Origin of the sequence: Mesorhizobium sp. M4B.F.Ca.ET.058.02.1.1 (assembly GCF_003952505.1) — a bacterium.
Lineage (GTDB): Bacteria > Pseudomonadota > Alphaproteobacteria > Rhizobiales > Rhizobiaceae > Mesorhizobium.
This window is the reverse complement of the sequence record NZ_CP034450.1, coordinates 6,215,428-6,234,229: the sequence shown is the minus strand read 5'-3', so window position 1 is coordinate 6,234,229 and position 18,802 is coordinate 6,215,428. Positions and strand designations below refer to the sequence as shown.

At 59.4% G+C, this 18,802-nt stretch carries 13 protein-coding genes; 5 read left to right on the top strand and 8 right to left on the bottom strand.

All coding sequences use genetic code 11. From position 1 onward, the window contains the following. Window positions 1-8: 8 nt before the first annotated feature. The 3 genes from EJ073_RS30390 to EJ073_RS30380 are packed head-to-tail and all read right to left on the bottom strand — an operon-like array spanning window position 9 to window position 3,617. Window positions 9-1,160, bottom strand: a complete 1,152-nt coding sequence (locus EJ073_RS30390) for a glycosyltransferase family protein (RefSeq protein ID WP_126058878.1) — start codon at window positions 1,158-1,160, stop codon at window positions 9-11. Further along, window positions 1,157-2,401: a glycosyltransferase family 4 protein gene (locus tag EJ073_RS30385; protein WP_126058877.1), complete on the bottom strand. Its 1,245-nt coding sequence runs from the start codon at window positions 2,399-2,401 to the stop codon at window positions 1,157-1,159. Before EJ073_RS30385 ends, EJ073_RS30390 begins: the two co-directional genes overlap by 4 nt. 1 nt (window position 2,402) lies before the next feature. Then, a complete protein-coding gene (locus tag EJ073_RS30380; RefSeq protein ID WP_126058876.1) occupies window positions 2,403-3,617 on the bottom strand; it encodes a glycosyltransferase family protein in 1,215 nt (404 codons plus the stop codon). A gap of 91 nt (window positions 3,618-3,708) precedes the next feature. On the opposite strand from EJ073_RS30380, the gene EJ073_RS30375 reads away from it, so the two are divergent. The 3 genes from EJ073_RS30375 (at window position 3,709) to EJ073_RS30365 (ending at window position 8,207) form a co-directional block, all read left to right on the top strand. Further along, entirely contained in the window at window positions 3,709-3,894 is a 186-nt protein-coding gene (locus EJ073_RS30375; RefSeq protein ID WP_126058875.1) for a hypothetical protein, read from the top strand. Between the two features lie 514 nt (window positions 3,895-4,408). Continuing rightward, the gene (locus EJ073_RS30370) at window positions 4,409-6,634 is read left to right on the top strand and encodes a mechanosensitive ion channel family protein (protein ID WP_126058874.1); all 2,226 of its coding nucleotides are present in this window, start codon (window positions 4,409-4,411) and stop codon (window positions 6,632-6,634) included. 127 nt (window positions 6,635-6,761) lie between these two features. Then, window positions 6,762-8,207, top strand: a complete 1,446-nt coding sequence (locus tag EJ073_RS30365; protein ID WP_126058873.1) for an adenylate/guanylate cyclase domain-containing protein — start codon at window positions 6,762-6,764, stop codon at window positions 8,205-8,207. Between the two features lie 334 nt (window positions 8,208-8,541). Here EJ073_RS30365 and EJ073_RS30360 read toward each other — a convergent pair whose 3' ends face one another. Next, a complete protein-coding gene (locus tag EJ073_RS30360; RefSeq protein ID WP_245455427.1) occupies window positions 8,542-9,123 on the bottom strand; it encodes an MraY family glycosyltransferase in 582 nt (193 codons plus the stop codon). A gap of 203 nt (window positions 9,124-9,326) precedes the next feature. Next, on the bottom strand, window positions 9,327-10,340 hold the full coding sequence (locus EJ073_RS30355; RefSeq protein ID WP_189347686.1) for an NAD-dependent epimerase/dehydratase family protein: 1,014 nt from the start codon (window positions 10,338-10,340) through the stop codon (window positions 9,327-9,329). A 411-nt stretch (window positions 10,341-10,751) separates the two neighbouring features. On the opposite strand from EJ073_RS30355, the gene EJ073_RS30350 reads away from it, so the two are divergent. Together EJ073_RS30350 and EJ073_RS30345 are read left to right on the top strand one after the other, a co-directional pair. Then, window positions 10,752-12,764 (top strand): acyltransferase family protein, encoded by a 2,013-nt coding sequence (locus EJ073_RS30350; RefSeq protein ID WP_189347688.1) that lies wholly within the window; start codon window positions 10,752-10,754, stop codon window positions 12,762-12,764. Between the two features lie 184 nt (window positions 12,765-12,948). Beyond that, window positions 12,949-14,913: an acyltransferase family protein gene (locus tag EJ073_RS30345; RefSeq protein WP_245455793.1), complete on the top strand. Its 1,965-nt coding sequence runs from the start codon at window positions 12,949-12,951 to the stop codon at window positions 14,911-14,913. On the opposite strand, the gene EJ073_RS30340 is transcribed toward EJ073_RS30345, so the two are convergent. The 3 genes from EJ073_RS30340 to EJ073_RS30330 form a co-directional block, all read right to left on the bottom strand. Beyond that, entirely contained in the window at window positions 14,871-16,541 is a 1,671-nt protein-coding gene (locus tag EJ073_RS30340) for an O-antigen ligase family protein (RefSeq protein WP_126058869.1), read from the bottom strand. The two genes, EJ073_RS30345 and EJ073_RS30340, sit on opposite strands and share 43 nt — an antisense overlap. Continuing rightward, the gene (locus tag EJ073_RS30335) at window positions 16,542-17,768 is read right to left on the bottom strand and encodes a glycosyltransferase (protein ID WP_126058868.1); all 1,227 of its coding nucleotides are present in this window, start codon (window positions 17,766-17,768) and stop codon (window positions 16,542-16,544) included. It lies immediately after the preceding gene. 79 nt (window positions 17,769-17,847) lie between these two features. After that, a complete protein-coding gene (locus tag EJ073_RS30330; RefSeq protein ID WP_126058867.1) occupies window positions 17,848-18,714 on the bottom strand; it encodes a hypothetical protein in 867 nt (288 codons plus the stop codon). Window positions 18,715-18,802: the final 88 nt, after the last annotated feature.

The window sequence follows — 18,802 nt, the reverse complement described above, 5'->3', positions numbered from 1 at the left end:
GACCCGCGTTAGGATCTTACGGACCAGGTTCGATACCGCTCGCGCAGGATTTGCGCCGAGTGACGCGCCCCTTCCAGATCGAGACGATGCCCGGGTGGCGTCGGTCCCACAAGCGCCTGTTCGATCGCTTGCGCCAGACCTTCAGGCGACAGGTCCTTTTCCATCAGCACCGTTGCAAGACCGAGTTCTTCGAGCATCAGGGCGCGAACCGTTTGTTCGGTTTCCGCGCCAGCTGCAAATGGAACGAGCAGGGAGCGACAACCCGCGCGCAGGACATCGCAGACCGTGTTGTAACCCGCCTGCGAAACTGACAGGCGGGCGCCGGTTAGCAGGCTGGCGAAATCCTCGCGGAACCGGAAGATGGACAGACCCGGCGTGGCATCGCGCGCGATCGCGTCAAATTCGTCTTTCGGTAGGTTTGGGCCGGTGATCAAACACCATTTCCAAGCGTTGTTGGCATTCCTAGCGGCGGCGATGGCGGAGCTGACCAGGTGTTTTCCGGCAGCGCCGCCGCCAACCGACACCAGAACGTCGAAGCGCTCGGAGGCCGCGGGCGGTGGCGGCGCGGCAACGAGCCCCGTGTAGGTGACCTCGGCTGTGATCGCCCCAGCCAGTGGAAATGTCCTGTCGATGGTTGCGAAAGCCGGGTCGCCGTGGATCATGACAAGGTCGAAATGCCTGTTGATGAGATCGACCGTTTCCTCGTTTCGGCCCGGCTTGACGCGCTCCTGAAGGATATCGCGGACGGACGTCGCCAGCAGCGGTCTGGGCGACGTCGCTTCGATGGCCTCGATCAGCGGCAAGAGTTCGAAACGCATCTGCCGGCGTCCAAATGGAAACGCCTCGATAATGACGATATCAGGCCTGCAATCCCGGAATGCCTGCAGCAGCATCTCTGAGCGCCACTTCTTGAAATCATCGTCGATGGGTTTGCCCTGCAGGTCGACCAACCCTGAAAATCCTTCATCACCGGAGGTGACAGTTGGCAGGGGCACAGATTTTACCCCCGGTCCCGGAAACCCCGCGATCGGCGCTCCGCCGGTCACGACGGTTACGTCAAACCCGTCATCGGCCAAAGCCGCCGCGATGCGGCTGGCGCGCGCGAGATGGCCGATGCCGAGCAGGTGCTGGACATAGAAGAAGGCGCGCAGCCGCTTCATTCGGCAGCCTGCCACTCCTGCTGGAACAGTTGCTTGAGCTGTCCGATGCTTGCCATATGATCGAAATTGCTTCGCACGCGCCCCTCAGCGGCCTCGCCGAGGCGGGCGCGCAGCAAGGGATCACGAATCAGACGCTCCAGCGCCTGTGCCAAGGCAATAGGGTGTTCCGTCGGCACCAGCAGACCGGTTTCGTCCGGCGATATAAGCTCCGGCACGCCGGAAATATCGGTCGACACGCAGGCAAGCCGCTGGCTGGCCGCCTCCACCAGAACATTCGGCAGACCGTCCCGGTCACCATTTGCAGTAATCCTGCAGGCCAGGGCGAAAATGTCGGCGCTTCGGTAGTGTTCCAGCACCTCCTTCTGCGCAAGCGCGCCTTTCCAGGAGACGCGACCCTCCAGGCCGAGCTTTCGCGCCAGCGCCTTGAGCCGTTCCAGTTCCTCGCCGCCGCCGATATGCTCGAAACGCCACGCCAAATCCGCGGGCAGAAGGGCAAGGGCCTCCAGCAAGGTATCGTAACCTTTCTTTTCGACTGCGCGCCCGACACTCAGAACGACAACCGGTTCGCCCGGCGCTGAGCCGTCATGCTGTTTTCGCGCCTCGCCAAAGCTGCCGAAGCGATCAAGGTCGAGCCCATGATAGCTCAGATGCACGGACGAGTTGCCGTTGGCGAGCTCCTTCAGGCGGTCGAAGCCGGTTTTCGTGCAGGTTACCGTCCAACGCGCCGAGGAAAGCTTGCCGGCCAGATCCCAGTCCGCCGAAGTCCAGATGTCCTTGGCATGGGCCGAGCAACTCCAGGGCAGGCCACGAAGCAGGCTGGCATAGCGCGTCACCGACGCCGGCGTGTGCACGAAATGTGCATGCAACCATCCCGCGTCTTGCGGCCATTCGGCCGCCAGCACGAGTGCCTGCCCGAAGCGGCGCACGCGATTGCGCGTAAAGTCGCGGGGGATATCGCTAGCCAGCGATCTAAGTGCGCGCCAGAAGCCCGGCCGCGGCAGACAAGCAATCAGCGCGCGAACGACGCGCAGCGGCTCGTCATGCAGATATTCTGGCAAATAATGGACGGGCGCTTTGATCTCATCATGCACGGGGTGGCGTTTTGCATCGGTCGGCCGCCTGAGCGCGACGATCACTAGGTCGAATCCCGCACGCTCGAGACCAAGCAGTTCCTGCGCGATGAAGGTTTCCGACAGCCGCGGATAGCCCTTCAGAACCACGACGATCTTGCGACGTTGCAACTCAGTTCAGTCCTTCGATGACCGAAAGGTGATGGCCGGCCCGCCGGTCGAGCAGTTCCGCAACGATTTCGGAGATATGAGGCAGCCCTTCCAGCGTCAGATGCGGATTGCTCTGTGATGGGCGGGGCCGGTCTGGCAGCATCACCAGTGCATCGGCAAACCGCTGGGAATCCTTGGCTTCTTCCGGCAAAAGCATCTCGATGAGGCCGAGTTCGGCTGCGCGCCGAGCGCGGATCAGTTGTTCCTCCCGAGGCTCGACGCGCGGCACGATCAGCGCCGGCTTGTCGAAAGACAATATCTCGCAATAGGTGTTGTAGCCGCCCATTGCCACGACCGCCTTGGCGCCGGCAATCAGGTCTTCCATGCGGTTGTCGAACTCGATGATCTTGATGTAGGGGATCTTGGCCCCCTTCCTGAGCAGCTTGTTGCGCTTGCGCGCTGGCATGTAAGGCCCAAGCACGATCAGCGCCCTGTGCTGCAATCGTGGATCCTGCTGATAGGCATCGATGACGTCGTGGATCAGTTCGGCGCCGTCACCGCCGCCACCGGTGGTAACGAGGATATAGTCGCCCTCGGGCCTGTGGCCGGGCAACTCATTCCGCGGCAGGCTCCGTTGCAGGAAACCGACGAACCTCATCTTTGCCCTGACTGCCGGCGGCACATCCAAGCCCGTCAACGGATCGTAGAAATCCGGCGGACCATAGGCCCAGACCTTGTCGTAGAATAGGCCTATCTTGCGCATCACATCGTTGCGTGCCCACTCCGCTTCGAGCAGATGCGGCGCATCCATCACCTCGCGCAGGCCGAGAACGAGCGTGGTGCCCCGCGTCTTGAGGTAGGACAGCGTGTCCTCAATCTCTCCACGCAGGCCGAGCGGTTCCTTGTCGACGATGAAGATATCCGGCCGGAATGTCTCGGCCGTGTGGCGGATAATCGACTGGCGCATCCTTAGCGTCTCATGCAGATCGATATCCTTTTCCAGCGAGGTGTATTCGCCATTGCGCAACTTGATGACGCTGGGGATCTTCACGAAGTCGACACGGGCGCGGTAGTCGAATGCGCCAGCGATCGTTGCACCCGAAATGATAAGCACCTGAAGTCCGTGGAAATTCTCGACAAGCGAATGCGCGATAGTGCGGCAGCGCTGCAGGTGGCCGAGCCCGAACGTGTCGTGGCTGTACATGAGAATTCGGGCGTTTTCTGCGTGTTGGGTCATGGTTGAACGTCTTTTCGAATTCTCGCCTTGAGGACCGTCAGCGACCCGCTGGCTTCGAAACCATCCTGGGTCAACCGACCTGTTTTGAAACATGAAGGCGCAATTTTCAATTTGTATTACCCAAGAAGGCGCAGATCGCCTCGCCATCCGCGAGCTCGTCGACCCCTATGCACACTTCGCCGACCGGCGCGATGCGAAAGGCCAGATGGCGCTCGTCACCCCAAACTCGTACCTCGAGGTGTACACGGACGCCAAGAATCCGAAGCCCTCCATGTAGCCACATTCGCACAAAGCGCTCGCACCTGTCCTCGCTGACACCATCAAATGTCCTTCATCTGAAGGGTCCCAAGCGGCGGCCATACACCCAGACACACTGCCTAGTGTTTCGAGCGCATACCGATGGAGGGGATCGAATCCACACGCTTTTGCCAAATGCACAGCGCGACGACATTGTGCTGTCATTCGGTGCCGCCAGCTTGGAGGCGCAACCACGACCTCCAGCGTGGTCGCCGCAGATGCTGCTTTCAAAGCACTTAGTTCGTCAGGGACGCCAGGCCGAGGCCGGAATGCCCTGCCCCGCCGGGAAAATAAACACTGTTAGGTACCCGGCGCAACGGTCTAGCCCGGAAGGATGTCTTGCACCACAACATCGGTTTCTTCAAGGTAGGCGCAACGACGGACATAGATGTCGTTGCTTGCCGATTTGAGGGGAAGGTTACAGCACGATGCCACTCTTGGTTCGACGATTGGGAGTTGGGCGTCCGACACGAACTCTCGGAGATCTGACTGCCATGCTTGTCCGGGTTGCCGGGCCGCTGGTCTTCGGGATCGCCCTCTTGTTTGCTGGTTCGGCACAGGCGCAGGCGCCGGCGCCCGTCCCGCCTGAAAAGGTCAAACAGCTATTCGAGCTACTCGACGATCCGTCGGTGAAGGCCTGGATGGCCGAACAACGAAATCAGGACGCCGGGTCAACGGCAGCGCCTGCCGCGGCAGGAGCTTCACCGGCCGGCGCATCGTCCAACGCTGCCGTCGCCCCGAGCCAGATGAATACGATGGCATCATCGACGCTCGATCGGATCAAGCATCATATCGAAAGAATCGTGCGAACTTTGCCTTTGCTGCCAGACCAGTTTGAGCGCGCTCGGGCAGAGACCATGCAGGATATGTCCAGAAAGGGGCCTCCCGGCGTATTTCTGCTGATTGCGATGTTCATCGCTGCCGGCGTGGCGCTCGCCTGGGCAACGTACAGGCTGACCCGTCCGTTTCGTCTTTGGATCATCGCGCAGCCGAAGGATACGCCCATTGGGCGAGCCAAGAAGATTGGCGGTCGCACGCTTTATTCCAGCCTGCTGATCGTCTCGTTCGCGCTGGGCAGCGCCGGCGCGTTCATGTTGTTCGACTGGCCAATGCTTATCCGCGAGATCGTGCTGACATTTCTGCTGGCTGCAGTCGGTACAGCGGCTGTGCGCATGTACCTGGCAGCCATGCTCGTCCCTTCCTTCATGAACGTCGAGAACGCGGTCGAGGTTCGTGCCTTGCCGGTCACCAACGAAACGGCTGACCATTGGTTCTATTGGCTGCCCCGGATCGTCGGCGTCTTCGCCTTCTTCGCCGCCGCGTTTATCCTCTTGCCGGGTCTCGGCATCGATCAGGATGGAATGCTGGTCCTGTCAACGGGCGCCGATTTCGTGCTGCTATTGCTTTTGCTGGTTGCCGTTTGGCGCCGGCCAAGAACACAGCGAGATGGTGCGCACCAAAGCAGTCATACGGCAACGACATGGTTGTTGACAGCTTATTTCGTCGTTCTGTTCCTGCAGCGCATCGCCGGTCTTAATATATTGTTCTGGTTTACCTTCGCCGCATTCTTCCTGCCCTTGGCAATCGTGCTGACGCAGCGCGGCGTCAATTTCGTGCTGCGGCCGGGTTCGGACGACGCCGGCCGGCCCACGATTCCGGCGGTGACGATCGCTGTCATCGATCGCGGAGTCCGGATGATCTTGATCCTGGCGGCGGCTTACTTTCTCGCGCGTGTCTGGGGTCTGAACATGCAGTCCATGCGGGACAGCGATACGACGACCAACCTCATATTGCGCGGCTTGATTAATGTCATGGTCATTGCGCTTGCAGCCGACTTCGGCTGGTCGATCATCAAAGCCTTGATCGAGCGAAAGCTGGGCATCGAAACGCCGCACGCGGTGATCGACGACGAGGAGGTCCCGACCCTCGATCCGCAACAGGCGCGGCTGCGCACACTTTTGCCGATCATCCAGAACATTCTGCTCGCCGTGATCGTCGTGATGGCGGTGCTGATGATGCTCGCCTCAATGGGTATCGAGATCGGCCCGCTGATCGCCGGCGCTGGCGTCGTTGGTGTCGCTGTGGGATTTGGCGCACAAACCATAGTCAAGGACGTCATTTCAGGCGTGTTTTTTCTTCTCGATGATGCGTTTCGTGTTGGCGAATACATTACATCGGGCCGCTATGTGGGAACGGTGGAAAGCTTTTCGCTGCGCTCGGTGAAGCTGCGCCATCATCGTGGCCCGCTGTTCACAATACCTTTCGGTGAACTCGGTGCAGTCCAGAACCAGAGTCGTGACTGGGTCACCGACAAATTCAACATCACCGTTGGCTATAACACTGACATCGACTTCGCTCGCAAGCTGATCAAGCGAATAGGTCTCGAACTGGCGGAAGATCCCGAATTCAAACACTGGGTGCTCTCACCGATCAAGATGCAGGGCGTGCAGGAGTTCGGCGAGTACGGCATCGTATTGAGGGTCAAGGTCACAACAAGACCGGGAGGCGCCTTCAGTATGAAACGCAAATTCTATGTACGCCTCCGCCAGGTCTTCAAGGAGCAGGGCATCGAACTCCCATTTCCGACCGTCCACGTCGAGGGGCTACAGAACTCACATGGGGCAGAGAATGCACCTGTGGAGGCCAAACCCGAGCTAAAAATGGCAGTCGCGCAGTCGCACACCAATCGGCGCAGAAAAAAAGCCAGCACAACGGAGTAGGAAACCGTGACACCTGCTCTGGTGCACATCCTCCTAGACAGACTGTCGTACAACAAAGGAATCCAAACCATTCGCATCCTGCTGGCTTTTTTAGTAGGCTGTCGCGAGGCTAGGTTGAGGATCCGGTGTGACGGAAGTCAACGATCGTCTTCTCGAAAGCAAGATGACCAAGGTGGAGCAGGCGCGAGCCTGGAGCCCACGCGTCATCTCGAAATTCGAGGCGCTGATCAGGAGCGCCGACGACCACTCACTCTATCGCGTTAATCCGCTAGCCTTTGCTCGCGACCGCGCAATCGCCGAGCCTGAAGCAATCGACCTCTTCCTTCATGCCGCCCGCTGTGGCGTGTTCGACATGAGCTGGGATGTGCTCTGTCCCCAGTCCGGGATGGTGCTCGATAGTTTCGGCGCCCTGCGCACACTGAGGACCCACTACGTCTGTGGCCTGTGCGACGTATCGGGCGACACCGACCTCGACGACTTCATCGAGGTCACCTTTTCGGTATCGCCGAAGTTACGGCACCTTCCCTACCACAATCCCGAGACGCTCCCTGTCGAGGATTTTCACTGGAAACTCCACTTCGGACATGACGGGCGGCTGCCGGGGCAAGACGTTCGCTTTCTCGACGTTCTGCGTGGCTTCGTTCGGGGCATGACGTTTCTACCGCCCGGCACCACCACAGTGCTCCGCGCCGACCTGGGACCGGGCGCCCTTGCAGGCGTCAACGTGCAGACACAGGCCGCATTCGCTGTGCCAATATCGGGCGACCCGGTATCAGCGCCGACACTCCTGAAGGTCGATTACGACGGCAAACGCTTCTTGCCGGCGTTGCCCGCTGTGCCGCCTGGTCCGATTGCCATTGAGGTAGCGAACAGGGGGCCGGTGCGAGGTTCGTTGCTTGTCATCAACTGGCCGCCCGAGCTTGTCGCGCTGACCACCAAGCCGGCACTCGATTTCGACCCTTATGTTTCCGGTGGAGCGCTGCTTGCGCGGCAAACCTTCCGCCAGCTCTTCCGGTCCGAACGTGTCGACGAGAAGGAGGGGCTGGGCATCCGGCAGATCACCTTCCTGTTCACGGACCTCAAGGGTTCGACCGCCATGTATGAGCGCCTTGGCGATCTCAACGCCTATGCTTTGGTCCGCGAGCATTTCGCTCTGGTCAACGCTGCGGTCCAGCAACATTCCGGAGCGGTGGTCAAGACGATTGGGGATGCGGTGATGGCCGTATTCTCGCAACCGTCGGATGCGATTTCGGCTGCACTCCACATCTTTGAAGAAATCGATCGCTTCAACGGCGACCATGAGGGGCCGGGGATCATCCTCAAGATCGGTGCCCACTGTGGACCGTCGATCGCCGTGACGCTCAACGACAACCTCGATTATTTCGGCCAGACCGTGAATGTCGCCGCGCGCGTGCAGTCCCTGGCAGAGGCCGGACAGATCTGCATTTCCGAGGCGCTCCATTCCGCGCCCGGGGTCAGCGAAATGCTTGCCGGCCACCGTGTCGTGGCTTTTGACGCGCCGCTTCGAGGTGTGGAAGGTGACGCAACTGTCTATCGCATCCAGCGCGGATAGGCCCGATTACGTGCCAACTCCTTTTCAGGAGATCGCAGCATCGATCTTTCCGAGTTCACTCGACGTGCCGGCGAGGCCTGCTACGCGAATTCGGTCATCGGCATGGCGAATGGTCATCGCAAGCACACGAAAGATGGACTAAGAGTGGGGTCGGCGCGCGCGTCTTTGCTCCAAAGGCAGGGCTGATCCGGCCTCGGCGAGCCTGGCAGAGCGTCGTCGCACCCGCCATCGGCAAAGCCATCTTTGCGGCGCTCCACAATTAGGGAATATTATTTCGCAGCGTGCCAGGTTGCGATTTCGGATGGCGGCCTGGGACGATGATATCCATTTGGTTCTATGAACTTTGCCAAGCAGTGAATGCGAGGCCGATCGCGAGTGCCGTCACCCCATAGAGAGCCGGCAAGGTCTTACCGCCTACGCCCAGACGCAGCAAAGTGTGGCCAAGGTGGTCCGTGCCGCCAATCCAAGGCTGCCGTCCGTGCCGCAGACGGCGGATGATAACGAATATTGCGTCGATCAGCGGGACGGCAAGCCACGCTAATGAGGAGCCGAAACCCCTTTCAGAAGCGTGAAGCACGACCGCCGCGCCGAGCAGAAGACTGCCGCTATCGCCCATGAAGACGCGGGCGGGCGGATAGTTGAAGCAAAGGAACCCGACGCACGCCCCGGCGCAGGCCAGCCCGGCATCACCGCCAAGGCCGAGGGAGGCGGCTGCGATTGTGCTCGCGGCAAGACCATCGGCATGATCAAGCATGTTGACCGCGTTGCAGGCGATCCAAATGACGATCGGTACCCACCAAAAACCAGTGATGATCCCGGCAAGTATCGCTGCCGCGGCCAACGCTGCTGCCTTGGCGCCGGCGGAAAGGGATCGGACATCGTCGAGCGCGCCGACAAGGCAGAAAAGAGCCAGCAACAGGATATGGCCAACCGGAAGCCATGGGGACATCGCAATCAGTAGGGCGGGCCCTGCAAGTCGAGGGACTTCGCCCGATGTGTGCCATCGGTCGCTCTTGACCTTGGAGACGGCCCCAATGCGCCTAGCAAGGCGAGCGAACAGCCATACGCAAGGAACCGCGATGAGCAGGGCCCCGATGACCGGGACCAATAAGCCAGGCGTCAAGCCATCACTCGTTCGGTACGCATATGCTCGATGCAGTCGACAATCGTCTGCCTTGTGCTTCGCAGCGGGCGCCAACCTGTCATGGTACTCAGAAGACTCGTGTCCGGTACGCGATCATGCGTTACGGCGAACCTCTCGCCATAGACCGCGTTGGAAGACCTCATGACGATCGGCGCGTTCGTCTTGGTCGCCTCAACCACCATCCTTGCGAGATTTCCGATCTGCACCGCCTCGCTGCCGCCCAGATTGACCGGTCGTCCTTGCAAGGATCGGCACTGCATGACCAGGAGCAGCCCTTCGGCGGCATCGGCAACATGCAGGAATGCCCGCCTTTGCTCGCCGTCGTCGTGAACGACAAGCGGTTCGCCCCGTAAGGCCGAGTTCACAAATACCGGCAGCACAAGGCCGGTCGCCGAGCGCTGCCGCGGCCCAGCCATATTGAACGGCCGGACAATCCAGGCAGGAATGCCAAAATCGAAAAACAGTCCGGCGATCAGATGCTCAACCGCTGCCTTGGCGGCAGCATATCCCCATCGCGGTCGGAGATCCGTCACCACAGGATCAGACTCGGTAATCGGACGGTCGCGCCCGGAGCCGTAAACTTCCGAACTCGATGTATAAAGAAGCGGACGCCGGTGCAGCCGGCACGCCTCGACGATTGCGCAACCTGATTCAAGAATGCCACTGGTGACAGCAAAGCGTTCCGTGTGGGCAAGCTGAACCCCGATCGGGCTCGCCAGATGGAATACGGCGTCGGCCAGGCCAACCTCGTCATGGACCGCCGCATTGAAGGCCGGGCTGCCGACCCTGAAGGTACGGATCGTCAGGCGGGGATTGTCGACCGGAAGGTTGCGAAGCGAGCCGTTCGAGAGATCATCGATGACGGTTACGCTGCAATTGCGGTCAAGTAACAGATCGACCAGTGCCGATCCAAGAAAGCCCGCGCCACCTGTAACCAGGACATGTGTCCGCGGGCCGAATTCAACCACGTCCGGGCTATGGTTGTCCAAAGTTGCCGCCTCCAGAACGACCCGTGGCCCTCGCCTCTCACGGGATAGCCTTTCTATACAGTCGAGGACACGTTGAACAACTCGTTTTCTACAAGTCGACCGAGTTTTTCGACGGTCCTCGATATCTCCAACGAACAAGCGTCCGACATGTCACCGGGAGCCAGACGCCCTAGCCCAACAGGGCAGAACTGATTCCGGTACACCTGTGTAGGTTTTTGTCGTTCTAGCGTGAAATGAATTGTCACGGTATCCCCATGTTTCTCGCAGTTTAGCATTGCAAGGAAACGGTAGTATTCGAATGTATCGGTGAGACTATTGGAATCGCAACGTCGCCGGCCGCGCCTTGTCGCGCCATCGACTCACGGATTGCAATCACGCCATGACGTTTCGACAGATAGCTCGGGGGAACCTTTGAAGTTCGATTATCGGGCAGACGTCGACGGCTTGCGCGCTATCGCGGTCATCACCGTCATCCTTTTCCATTTCGACGTTCCCGGTTTCCCCGGGGGATTCGTCGGCGTTGATATCTTCTTCGTCATTTCGGGCTACTTGATCACAGGCCTTTTGGTTGCGGAGGGCGGCGAACTGTCGCTCGCCGAATTCTACGGTCGGCGCGCGCGTCGTATCCTGCCAGCAATGCTGGTGATGATGGGGCTGTCGCTCGCGGCGGGTTGGTTTCTCCTGCTCCCGGGTGACTATGCCGGCCTTGGGCGCAGTGCGGCCTTCTCCGCTGCCGGCCTTGGGAACTACTATTTCCTCTGGAATACGGGCTATTTCGACCGCGAGGCGACGCTTCTGCCGCTCCTGCATCTTTGGTCCCTCGGCGTCGAAGAGCAGTTCTATCTCGTGTGGCCAGCCCTCTTGTTCATCGCCAGCCGATTGTGGCGGGGCCATCAGTCACCGATCGTCGCGGCGATCTGCCTTGTAGCGCTGACCAGCTTTTCGATTGCCCTTTACCTGGTGGCAGTCGATCCCAAGCAAGCGTTCTATGCTCCCTTCAGCCGGGGTTGGGAACTGGCGCTAGGCGGCCTGCTGGTTTTTGTTCCACCGATCGGCCGCCGGGGCACTTCCGAGGCATTCGGACTGTTTGGCCTTTGCCTGATAGCCGCTAGCGCCATCTGGCTATCCTCGAGCCAGCCATTTCCGGGACTGAATGCACTCGCCCCAGTGGCTGGGGCTGTCTTGCTCGTCTGGCCTTGTTCCCCGTCTATCGCTACGGCGGTCCTTTCAAGCGCGCCTCTCCGCTTCACAGGCAAAATTTCATACAGCCTGTACCTCTGGCACTGGCCGATTCTGGTCTTTTTCCGTCACTATGCCGGCGGTGCGATGCCGACAGCGGGCGAAGCGCTGATCCTCATCGCGGCAGCCTGGGTGACGGCTTATTTGTCCTGGCGATTCGTCGAAGAACCCGTTCGCCGACTGCGGCAGCCTCCGTTGAGAACCGTCATCGCCGGCGCGACCACCGCGTTGATCGTTGGTCTGGGCGGCAATTCAATCTTCCAAGGCGGGGGTATCGCCAGCAGGATCCCGAAGGAGGTCGAGGCGATGCGCAGCCTCGAGGTGATGTGGGATTGGCCATGTCCGCAGATGGTCGAGATAAGCGAACTGGACGGCACGTTTTGCGCATTCGGAGCACCTTGGGACAAGGCGGCACGCCATGCCATGCTGTGGGGCGACAGCCATGCGGAGCATCTCGCCCCACTATTGGATGCGGTTGGCCAAAGGGAGAATACGGCCTTCTTTCTTTATCATGCCTGCCCGGCCGCATTCGGAGAAGGTGTCCATCGCGACTTTCCGGAGCAGCCTAACTACCGGGAAAGCTGCGCATCGTCCCGAAAGGCCGTGGTCAGCATGCTGAGACAGCGCACGGACGTCGACCTCGTGGTGCTGTCCTCTGCCTGGACAAGCCTTGCCTACACCAATGTCGTTGCTGACGACGGCAGGCAAGCGGACAAAGTCCTGCTGATGCGCGACGGTCTGCGAAGCCTCGTTGAAGAAATCACCGCTCCCGAACGGCGCATTGGAATCATTGGTCAGGTGCCGGGGCCCGGCCTGGATTTGACCTCATGCGCGGCGATGCGCGAAAGGATATTGAGGCGTTGCTCGACCGATATAGATAGCGACCGGATCCTGAGGGTGTGGTCACCGACGGTCGTCGCGCTGGCGTCGCTCACTGAGCATGATGGGGTGTTCTTTGTCGATCCGCTCAAAGGGATGTGCCCGAACCGGCAGTGCGCCACCTACATCAATGGTGAGTTCATTTACCGCGACGCATCACATATGCGCAGAAACTTGAAGCCGGAGACCGACGACTTACTCGCTCGGATGATGGGCCTCTACCAGGCTCTCGCCGCTGATGACAGACAGACTCGGGTATCGGTCATGAACGTTCCACGGCCTCCGACAACCCGCAAGAGCAACTAGGTGCATGCGAAGCCGCCAAGCCCTTTCTTCAACTACGGCTGGCGCGGCTTGGCGGGAAAGCAGCGTTGCCCGACCCGTTGAGGAGCAAGCCGGTTCCACCTCGGCCGCGTCATTCGCAACACGGGACAGGCTGAACCGTCATCGGACAGAGATAGATGGCCTTAGAGCGCTCGCTGTTTTGGCAGTGCTCTGCTTTCATTTGAGGGTTTTCGGATTTTCCGGTGGCTTCGTCGGTGTCGATGTTTTTTTCGTAATCAGCGGTTTTCTGATCACGAAAATTGTTGCAGCCGATATCGACCGGGGGCGTTTCAGCCTAGCGCAGTTCTATCGGCGCCGCGCCCGCCGGCTGCTGCCGGCTCTGTTTGCGACACTGGCCCTGTCGTGCATTGCTGCGGCTCTTCTATTCGCTCCACCGCATTTGGAGAACTTCGCAGAGTCGCTTTTGGCCGCCACTCTCGGGGTTTCGAACGTCCTCTTCTGGCGAGAATCCGGCTACTTTGACCTGGCCGCGCGTATGAAGCCACTGCTACACACTTGGTCCCTGAGTGTTGAGTGGCAGTTCTATTGCGTGTGGCCGCTCCTGCTTTCAGGTTTGCTCGCCCTATTCCGACGTCGGATGGTTTGGCCAATCCTGGCGATCACGGTTTTGGGCTTCTGGCTCATCTTCGCATTCCAGGACGGCTCATTTTGGCTGCTTGCCGGAACGCGGACTGCCGAATGGCTTTCGGACGGCAGAGCGACCGTCTTTTACAATACGCCTTTCCGTGTCTTCGAATTTGCTTGTGGCGCGGCATTGGTCTGGCTTCCACAGCCGCGAGCCTTGGCTATCCACGAGTTCCTCGCCTTGCTTGGATTGGTGCTCATAGGCGGCGCCGTCTTCTTTCTAGATGACACGGCACACGCACCCGCCCTCAATGTGCTAGTGCCTACGGTCGGAGCTGCGATGGTGCTGTACGCGGATCGCTCACGACGTGTGGGGCTTGTTCTACGCAATGGCCCTGCAGCCTATATCGGGCGCATCAGCTATTCACTTTACCTGGTGCACTGGCCCCTGATCGTATTCTGTGAATATGGCCTTCTGCGGCCGCTGCTGCCGAGAGAGGCCGTTCTCGTCGGGTTCCTTTCTCTCGCCTTGGCAGTCATGATGTTTCACTTCGTTGAACAGCCGTATCGTGCTGGCCGCGGCTTCGTCGGACCCACAGGGCTTGCGTTGGCAGGTCTGCTTGCTTTCTCGCTGGTCAGCTACTCCATGTGGGGCGGTATGCCTTGGCGGTCGCCATCGGCTATCGCGGGAGGTGAACTGGCCGATCGCGCGACCCTGGAATCGATCAAGGGCTCTCGTGGCTGTGAGGATTTCTGCGAATTCGGAAATCTTCAAAGCCCAACGAAGATCCTCATTGTCGGAGACTCGCACGTTGACCACTACACCCGCGCCCTCGAAGAGCTTGGCGGAAAGGAATTTCACTTCCTGCTAGCGCAAGCCGGCAGCTGCCATTTCGGAGCGGATCTTCAGAGCCGGCCTAGAGGCGCGGTCACGCAACATTGTCGAGCCGCAACAGATCAAGCAGCCCGTTGGTTGAACGCCGGGGGGATCGCAGCCATCGTCCAAGCTCAGCGCTGGCCAGGATACCGCAACATTCTCGAAAAGAAGGCTGATGGAGCGCCTGTCGATATCCCTGATCTGGCAAAGCTGTTTCCGACAATGCTTGAAGACATCTCCAAGCTGTACGCCGGGTTTCGCGGACCGGTCATCTTGGTCGGACACGCTCCAAACACGAACCTGATCTGTGCTCTCAGGCCGAACTATTTCTCCCTTCCATGCCCAGTGTCCTCGCGGGTAGAGCACGGCGCATTCAAAGCGGCCTTCACGGCCTTCGCGCGGCACCATTCCCAGTTTCAATTCGTTGATCCGCTGGACGCGATCTGCCCCGCCGCGGAATGCCGAATGACAAACAGCGCGGGGCACAGCCTCTACGTCGACGATCACCACCTCTCCATCTTCGGCGCAATGCTTATTGTTCCGAAAATCATCGAGATGCTCCGAGATGATCTGACCGTCCCGGTCGATCGACCTTCGGCAGGCCGGATAATCGCCAAGCGACTCGCCTACGCGCCGGGGCCGCTTCGACGAGAGCGACAAAACAAATAAAGCGTCGCAACAGCCCAGGCGATGACGGTCCCCAAAAGCATGAAGTAGAGCGGATTAGCCCGGAGATCGACACCGATCGGCGGCGAAATCAACAGGACAATGGAAGCGGCAGCGAATAACCCGACGCCTCCGCCTATTCCAAAGGCAAAGCTCGAATATGCTTCCCTGCTTCGGCTGGGATTGGTCTTTGCGGCGAGCATGCTGCCTATGCCGATAGCCACGGGTATGAACAAACTCGGCGTCAGTAAGACATCATGCGAAGTCAGCATAACGCCTAAGAGGGCGACTCCGAGTGGCAGATCTTCAGCGTCACGAACGAACCAGAAGGCGGAGACGAGGAAGCCGAGTGGCACTAGCCAGCCGATATGGCCGAAAGCGATAGCAAAAAGGACAAACGTGTTGTGAGGAACAAAGACATGAGCCTCTTCCAGCCCACGACCAAAGAAACCGCCTGTCTGGTATGCAAGTAGGCCGCGTTCCAAGAACAGAGCTCGGGCCGAGATAGAATTCTTCTTACCTTCACCTCTCAGCCGTTCGCTGAGGGCCTGGATCCTGGCCGCGCCTGCTGCAGACGGAATCGCTTTGGGGGGAGTGGCGACATCTCCTGGCAAGCTTTCCTCGGGTAGAGCTGGGACGTTTCTAGATGGCGCCAATTGGGGCGGCTCGACCGAAAGCGGTCTCGCGTCATCTGTTTGGGGAGGATGTCCTATCGGAACCGCTGGCCGGGCAAGCGACGTGTCGACAGCTTCGCCTGCCACACTAAGGTCCGTGTTTACGGCCAACACTCCTGCGAAAGACTGGCTAATGGCAGCTCGAAAGTAGCGGTTAGTGGTCAGTGCGACGAAAGTTGCCGATAGCAGCACAAGAGCCACGGCGAGAGCCCGCGTCCAAGCAGCGGTGCCGATCCGCAATCTTCGGCCAGCTCTATAGTATTGCCAGATGCCAGCAGCACTTGGAAGGAAGACGGTGGCGACGGCGGCAAGAATAGTGGAGCGGGACAAGGTGATTGAAAGCGCCCCCCCAACCAGGACGAGAAAACCTGGGCGCCATTCCTTAGGTACGGCGCGATAGCTCGCCGCGCCGCCGAGCAAGAGTCCCGCAGCGGCCACATTCGGGTTGACTGCTAACCCCGCCGCGCGGCCAACTGTAGTGGTAAAGCCATGGGTGAAGAGCACATCCAAGAAGCAAACGATAGCATTGAGGGCCGTAACCGAAGCGGACAGCCGCAGCACAATCGGAGGCGCAAACGTAAGCATCAGAGTGAGTGCAGAGCCACCAAGAGCAAGAGTTGTCAAATAGCTCCTGTTGACGATCCCAAGAGGATGCAGAGCGATTGGCACGACCGCCACCACGGCGCCGATTGCCAGCGGCGAAATAGCTTTGCGCACGTCACGCCGCGTCACTACCACTGCGAAAGAGACGATGAGTACAACGCCATAGAGGGCGTACAAGGCCAACCTGAGATAGCCATCTCGCCCGGTGAACAAGGGCAGGGAGAAAGGCATGAACCAGGCCTGATATACAACGACTGTGAAAGCGCAGAAGCCGGCAGAAAGGTTCACCAGGTTCGTTTGCAGCGACGATGCTGGGCCTAGTGAGCGATCCACATCAGCAACCCCGCCGCTCATTCATTTCCCCGTGAGGTAGAGGGTTTCATAGGCGTCGGCCATAGCCTCAATCGAATAGCGCTGGCGCATTGTCCGTTGGCGAAACTCCTGGTCCGTTTTGCGCTCTGGCAGACGGTCTACTATTTCCAGCAAACCTCGAGCGAGATCAGTGGGAGCATGAGGTTGTACCAAAACACATCCTGGCAGGCCTGAGACTGCCTCCGGATTTCCGCCTACGTCTGTGACGACTACCGGGAGACCGGCCGCCAGTTTCTCCATCAAGGCATTGCAAAAGCCCTCCTCATGGGACGCGATCACGCCAACATCCATACCAGCGAGTAAACCAGGGATATCGCTCTGAACTCCGAGAGCTTGCACTTTGCGCCCGATGCCGAGGCTTTCAGCCTTCTGCGCCAGAGCCGATCCGATTCCCCGGTCCTGCCCGGCCATAAAGAGCTTGATGTTCGGGTGCACTTTGCTCGCAAGGGCAATCGCCTCGATTAGATCGTCATGACCTTTATACGGTATCAAATTGGCGACAATGATGATGCCCACGTCATCTGGGGCGAGACCAAGTCGAGCCCGGGTCCCATTGCGACGATCGCCGATATTGTCGAACCGGCTTAAATCGAGGGCGTTTGCGACAATTTTGATGCGGTTGATGCTGTAGTTGTCCCGCGCCGCCGTGTCTGCCGCGACAGCGAGAGAGTTCGCAACCACGAAATCGGAAAAACGGTTAGCGAACCGATCCATCCATTTTAGCCAAGGCCAGCGTTCCTGATGGCTGCCGAGGCCGCGTCGAGATGTGACGATAAGCGGTGCCAACGCTAACCGTCCGGCCAGGGCGCCGAGGAAATTTGTCAGCGGCAGAAAAGCATGGACCACGCCCGGTCGTGTCCAAGCCACCCGCCTGAAAACCCAAGTGGCCGCGGCCAGGAGGACCATCAACTCCTTCAAACCCGGCGACGTCTTTGAACCGGCGGCGAGGGAATTCGGTCGGTGGCGGCCATAGAAAATTGGTATGCCGGCTCGGGTCAGAGGTTCGGCCAGTACGTCGCCTACCGGCGTAAGCGCAAAAACCTCGACCCTCCATCCTCGGCATGCCAGTTCCTTGGCGAGCAGTACGAGTTGGCTCTCCGTGCCGCCAAGGTTTAGCGATCCGATCACAAAAAGTACGCCCTTACGGCGGCTCTTGGCGATGGCCGTCGAAGGAACGACAGCGGATGTCTTTGCTGGAGCATAATTCATCGAGACTCTATCGCCGCCGACTTCCGATTTAGCCGTCGCATGCCATAGGCATAGACCTCAAGCAAGCGCAAAGCACTCCCTAAGCTCCACGATTGGACGAACGACCGAAGGCAAAGATTTTCGGGGCAGAAACGAACGGTCGGCGCCGAAGCAGCCCGCTAGTTGCCAACAACACGCCGATGAGCAGCAGCATGACTGGCGGAAGCCACTTCAGCCGGTCGAAAATTGTCTCGTAAGAACGGGCACTCTGAAAGCCTTCTGGCGTTCCAAGCTGATGCCAAGGTTGACCGTAGGCTCCATGCAAAAGAGGCAGCATATCTTCGTAGTCCGAATAGTAGGAATCGACTATCGACGGATCCCTTTCTACAAGAGCCAGAGGATGGGGTACTAGGACGCCATAATCGGAATCGAGAACATTACCATCGACCTCGACGATCGTGTGCTGCTCCGCGCTATATATCGTCGCTGGAATGCCTTGTTCCGTAAGGATTGAATAGACAATCTTTGAGGCCTGGGAGCAAAAGCCGTAACCGCGATCTAAGGCCTTTCGGGGTGTCAAAAACTCGTAATTTTGAAAGCTGTCGTGGTATGCAGGAAGCCGACCGAGCAGCCAGATGACGTAGTTGTCGAAAACGCTGATCTTCGTATAGCGCGCGTCAGTGGCCGCCCAACGGTCCCCTTCCGTCCAGTAATGCACCACGCCGCCCGCGACAGCCTTTGTCAGGCGCTCAAGATAGACCTGCTTGGGCTCATTCGCTTCGCGATAAAGGCCGTTCAAATCCTCTATCTTCTTCTCAAACCCAAGCGGTCCCTCAATAGCCTCCGCGGGGGGTGTCGGATAGGCCTGGACGAGGCCGAGGGGATAAGCAGCGACAAAGAGCAGAAACGCCGCCCCTAGCCCAGTCAGGCAGAGACCCAAGGACTGCCAGAACCGATCGGCGCCCAACTGACGGCTCCTACTTAGAATCGCCTTTTCCTCGCTGCTAGTAGTACAGAGATATCACAATTGCACGTTCGAAGCTGCCCTGAATGGT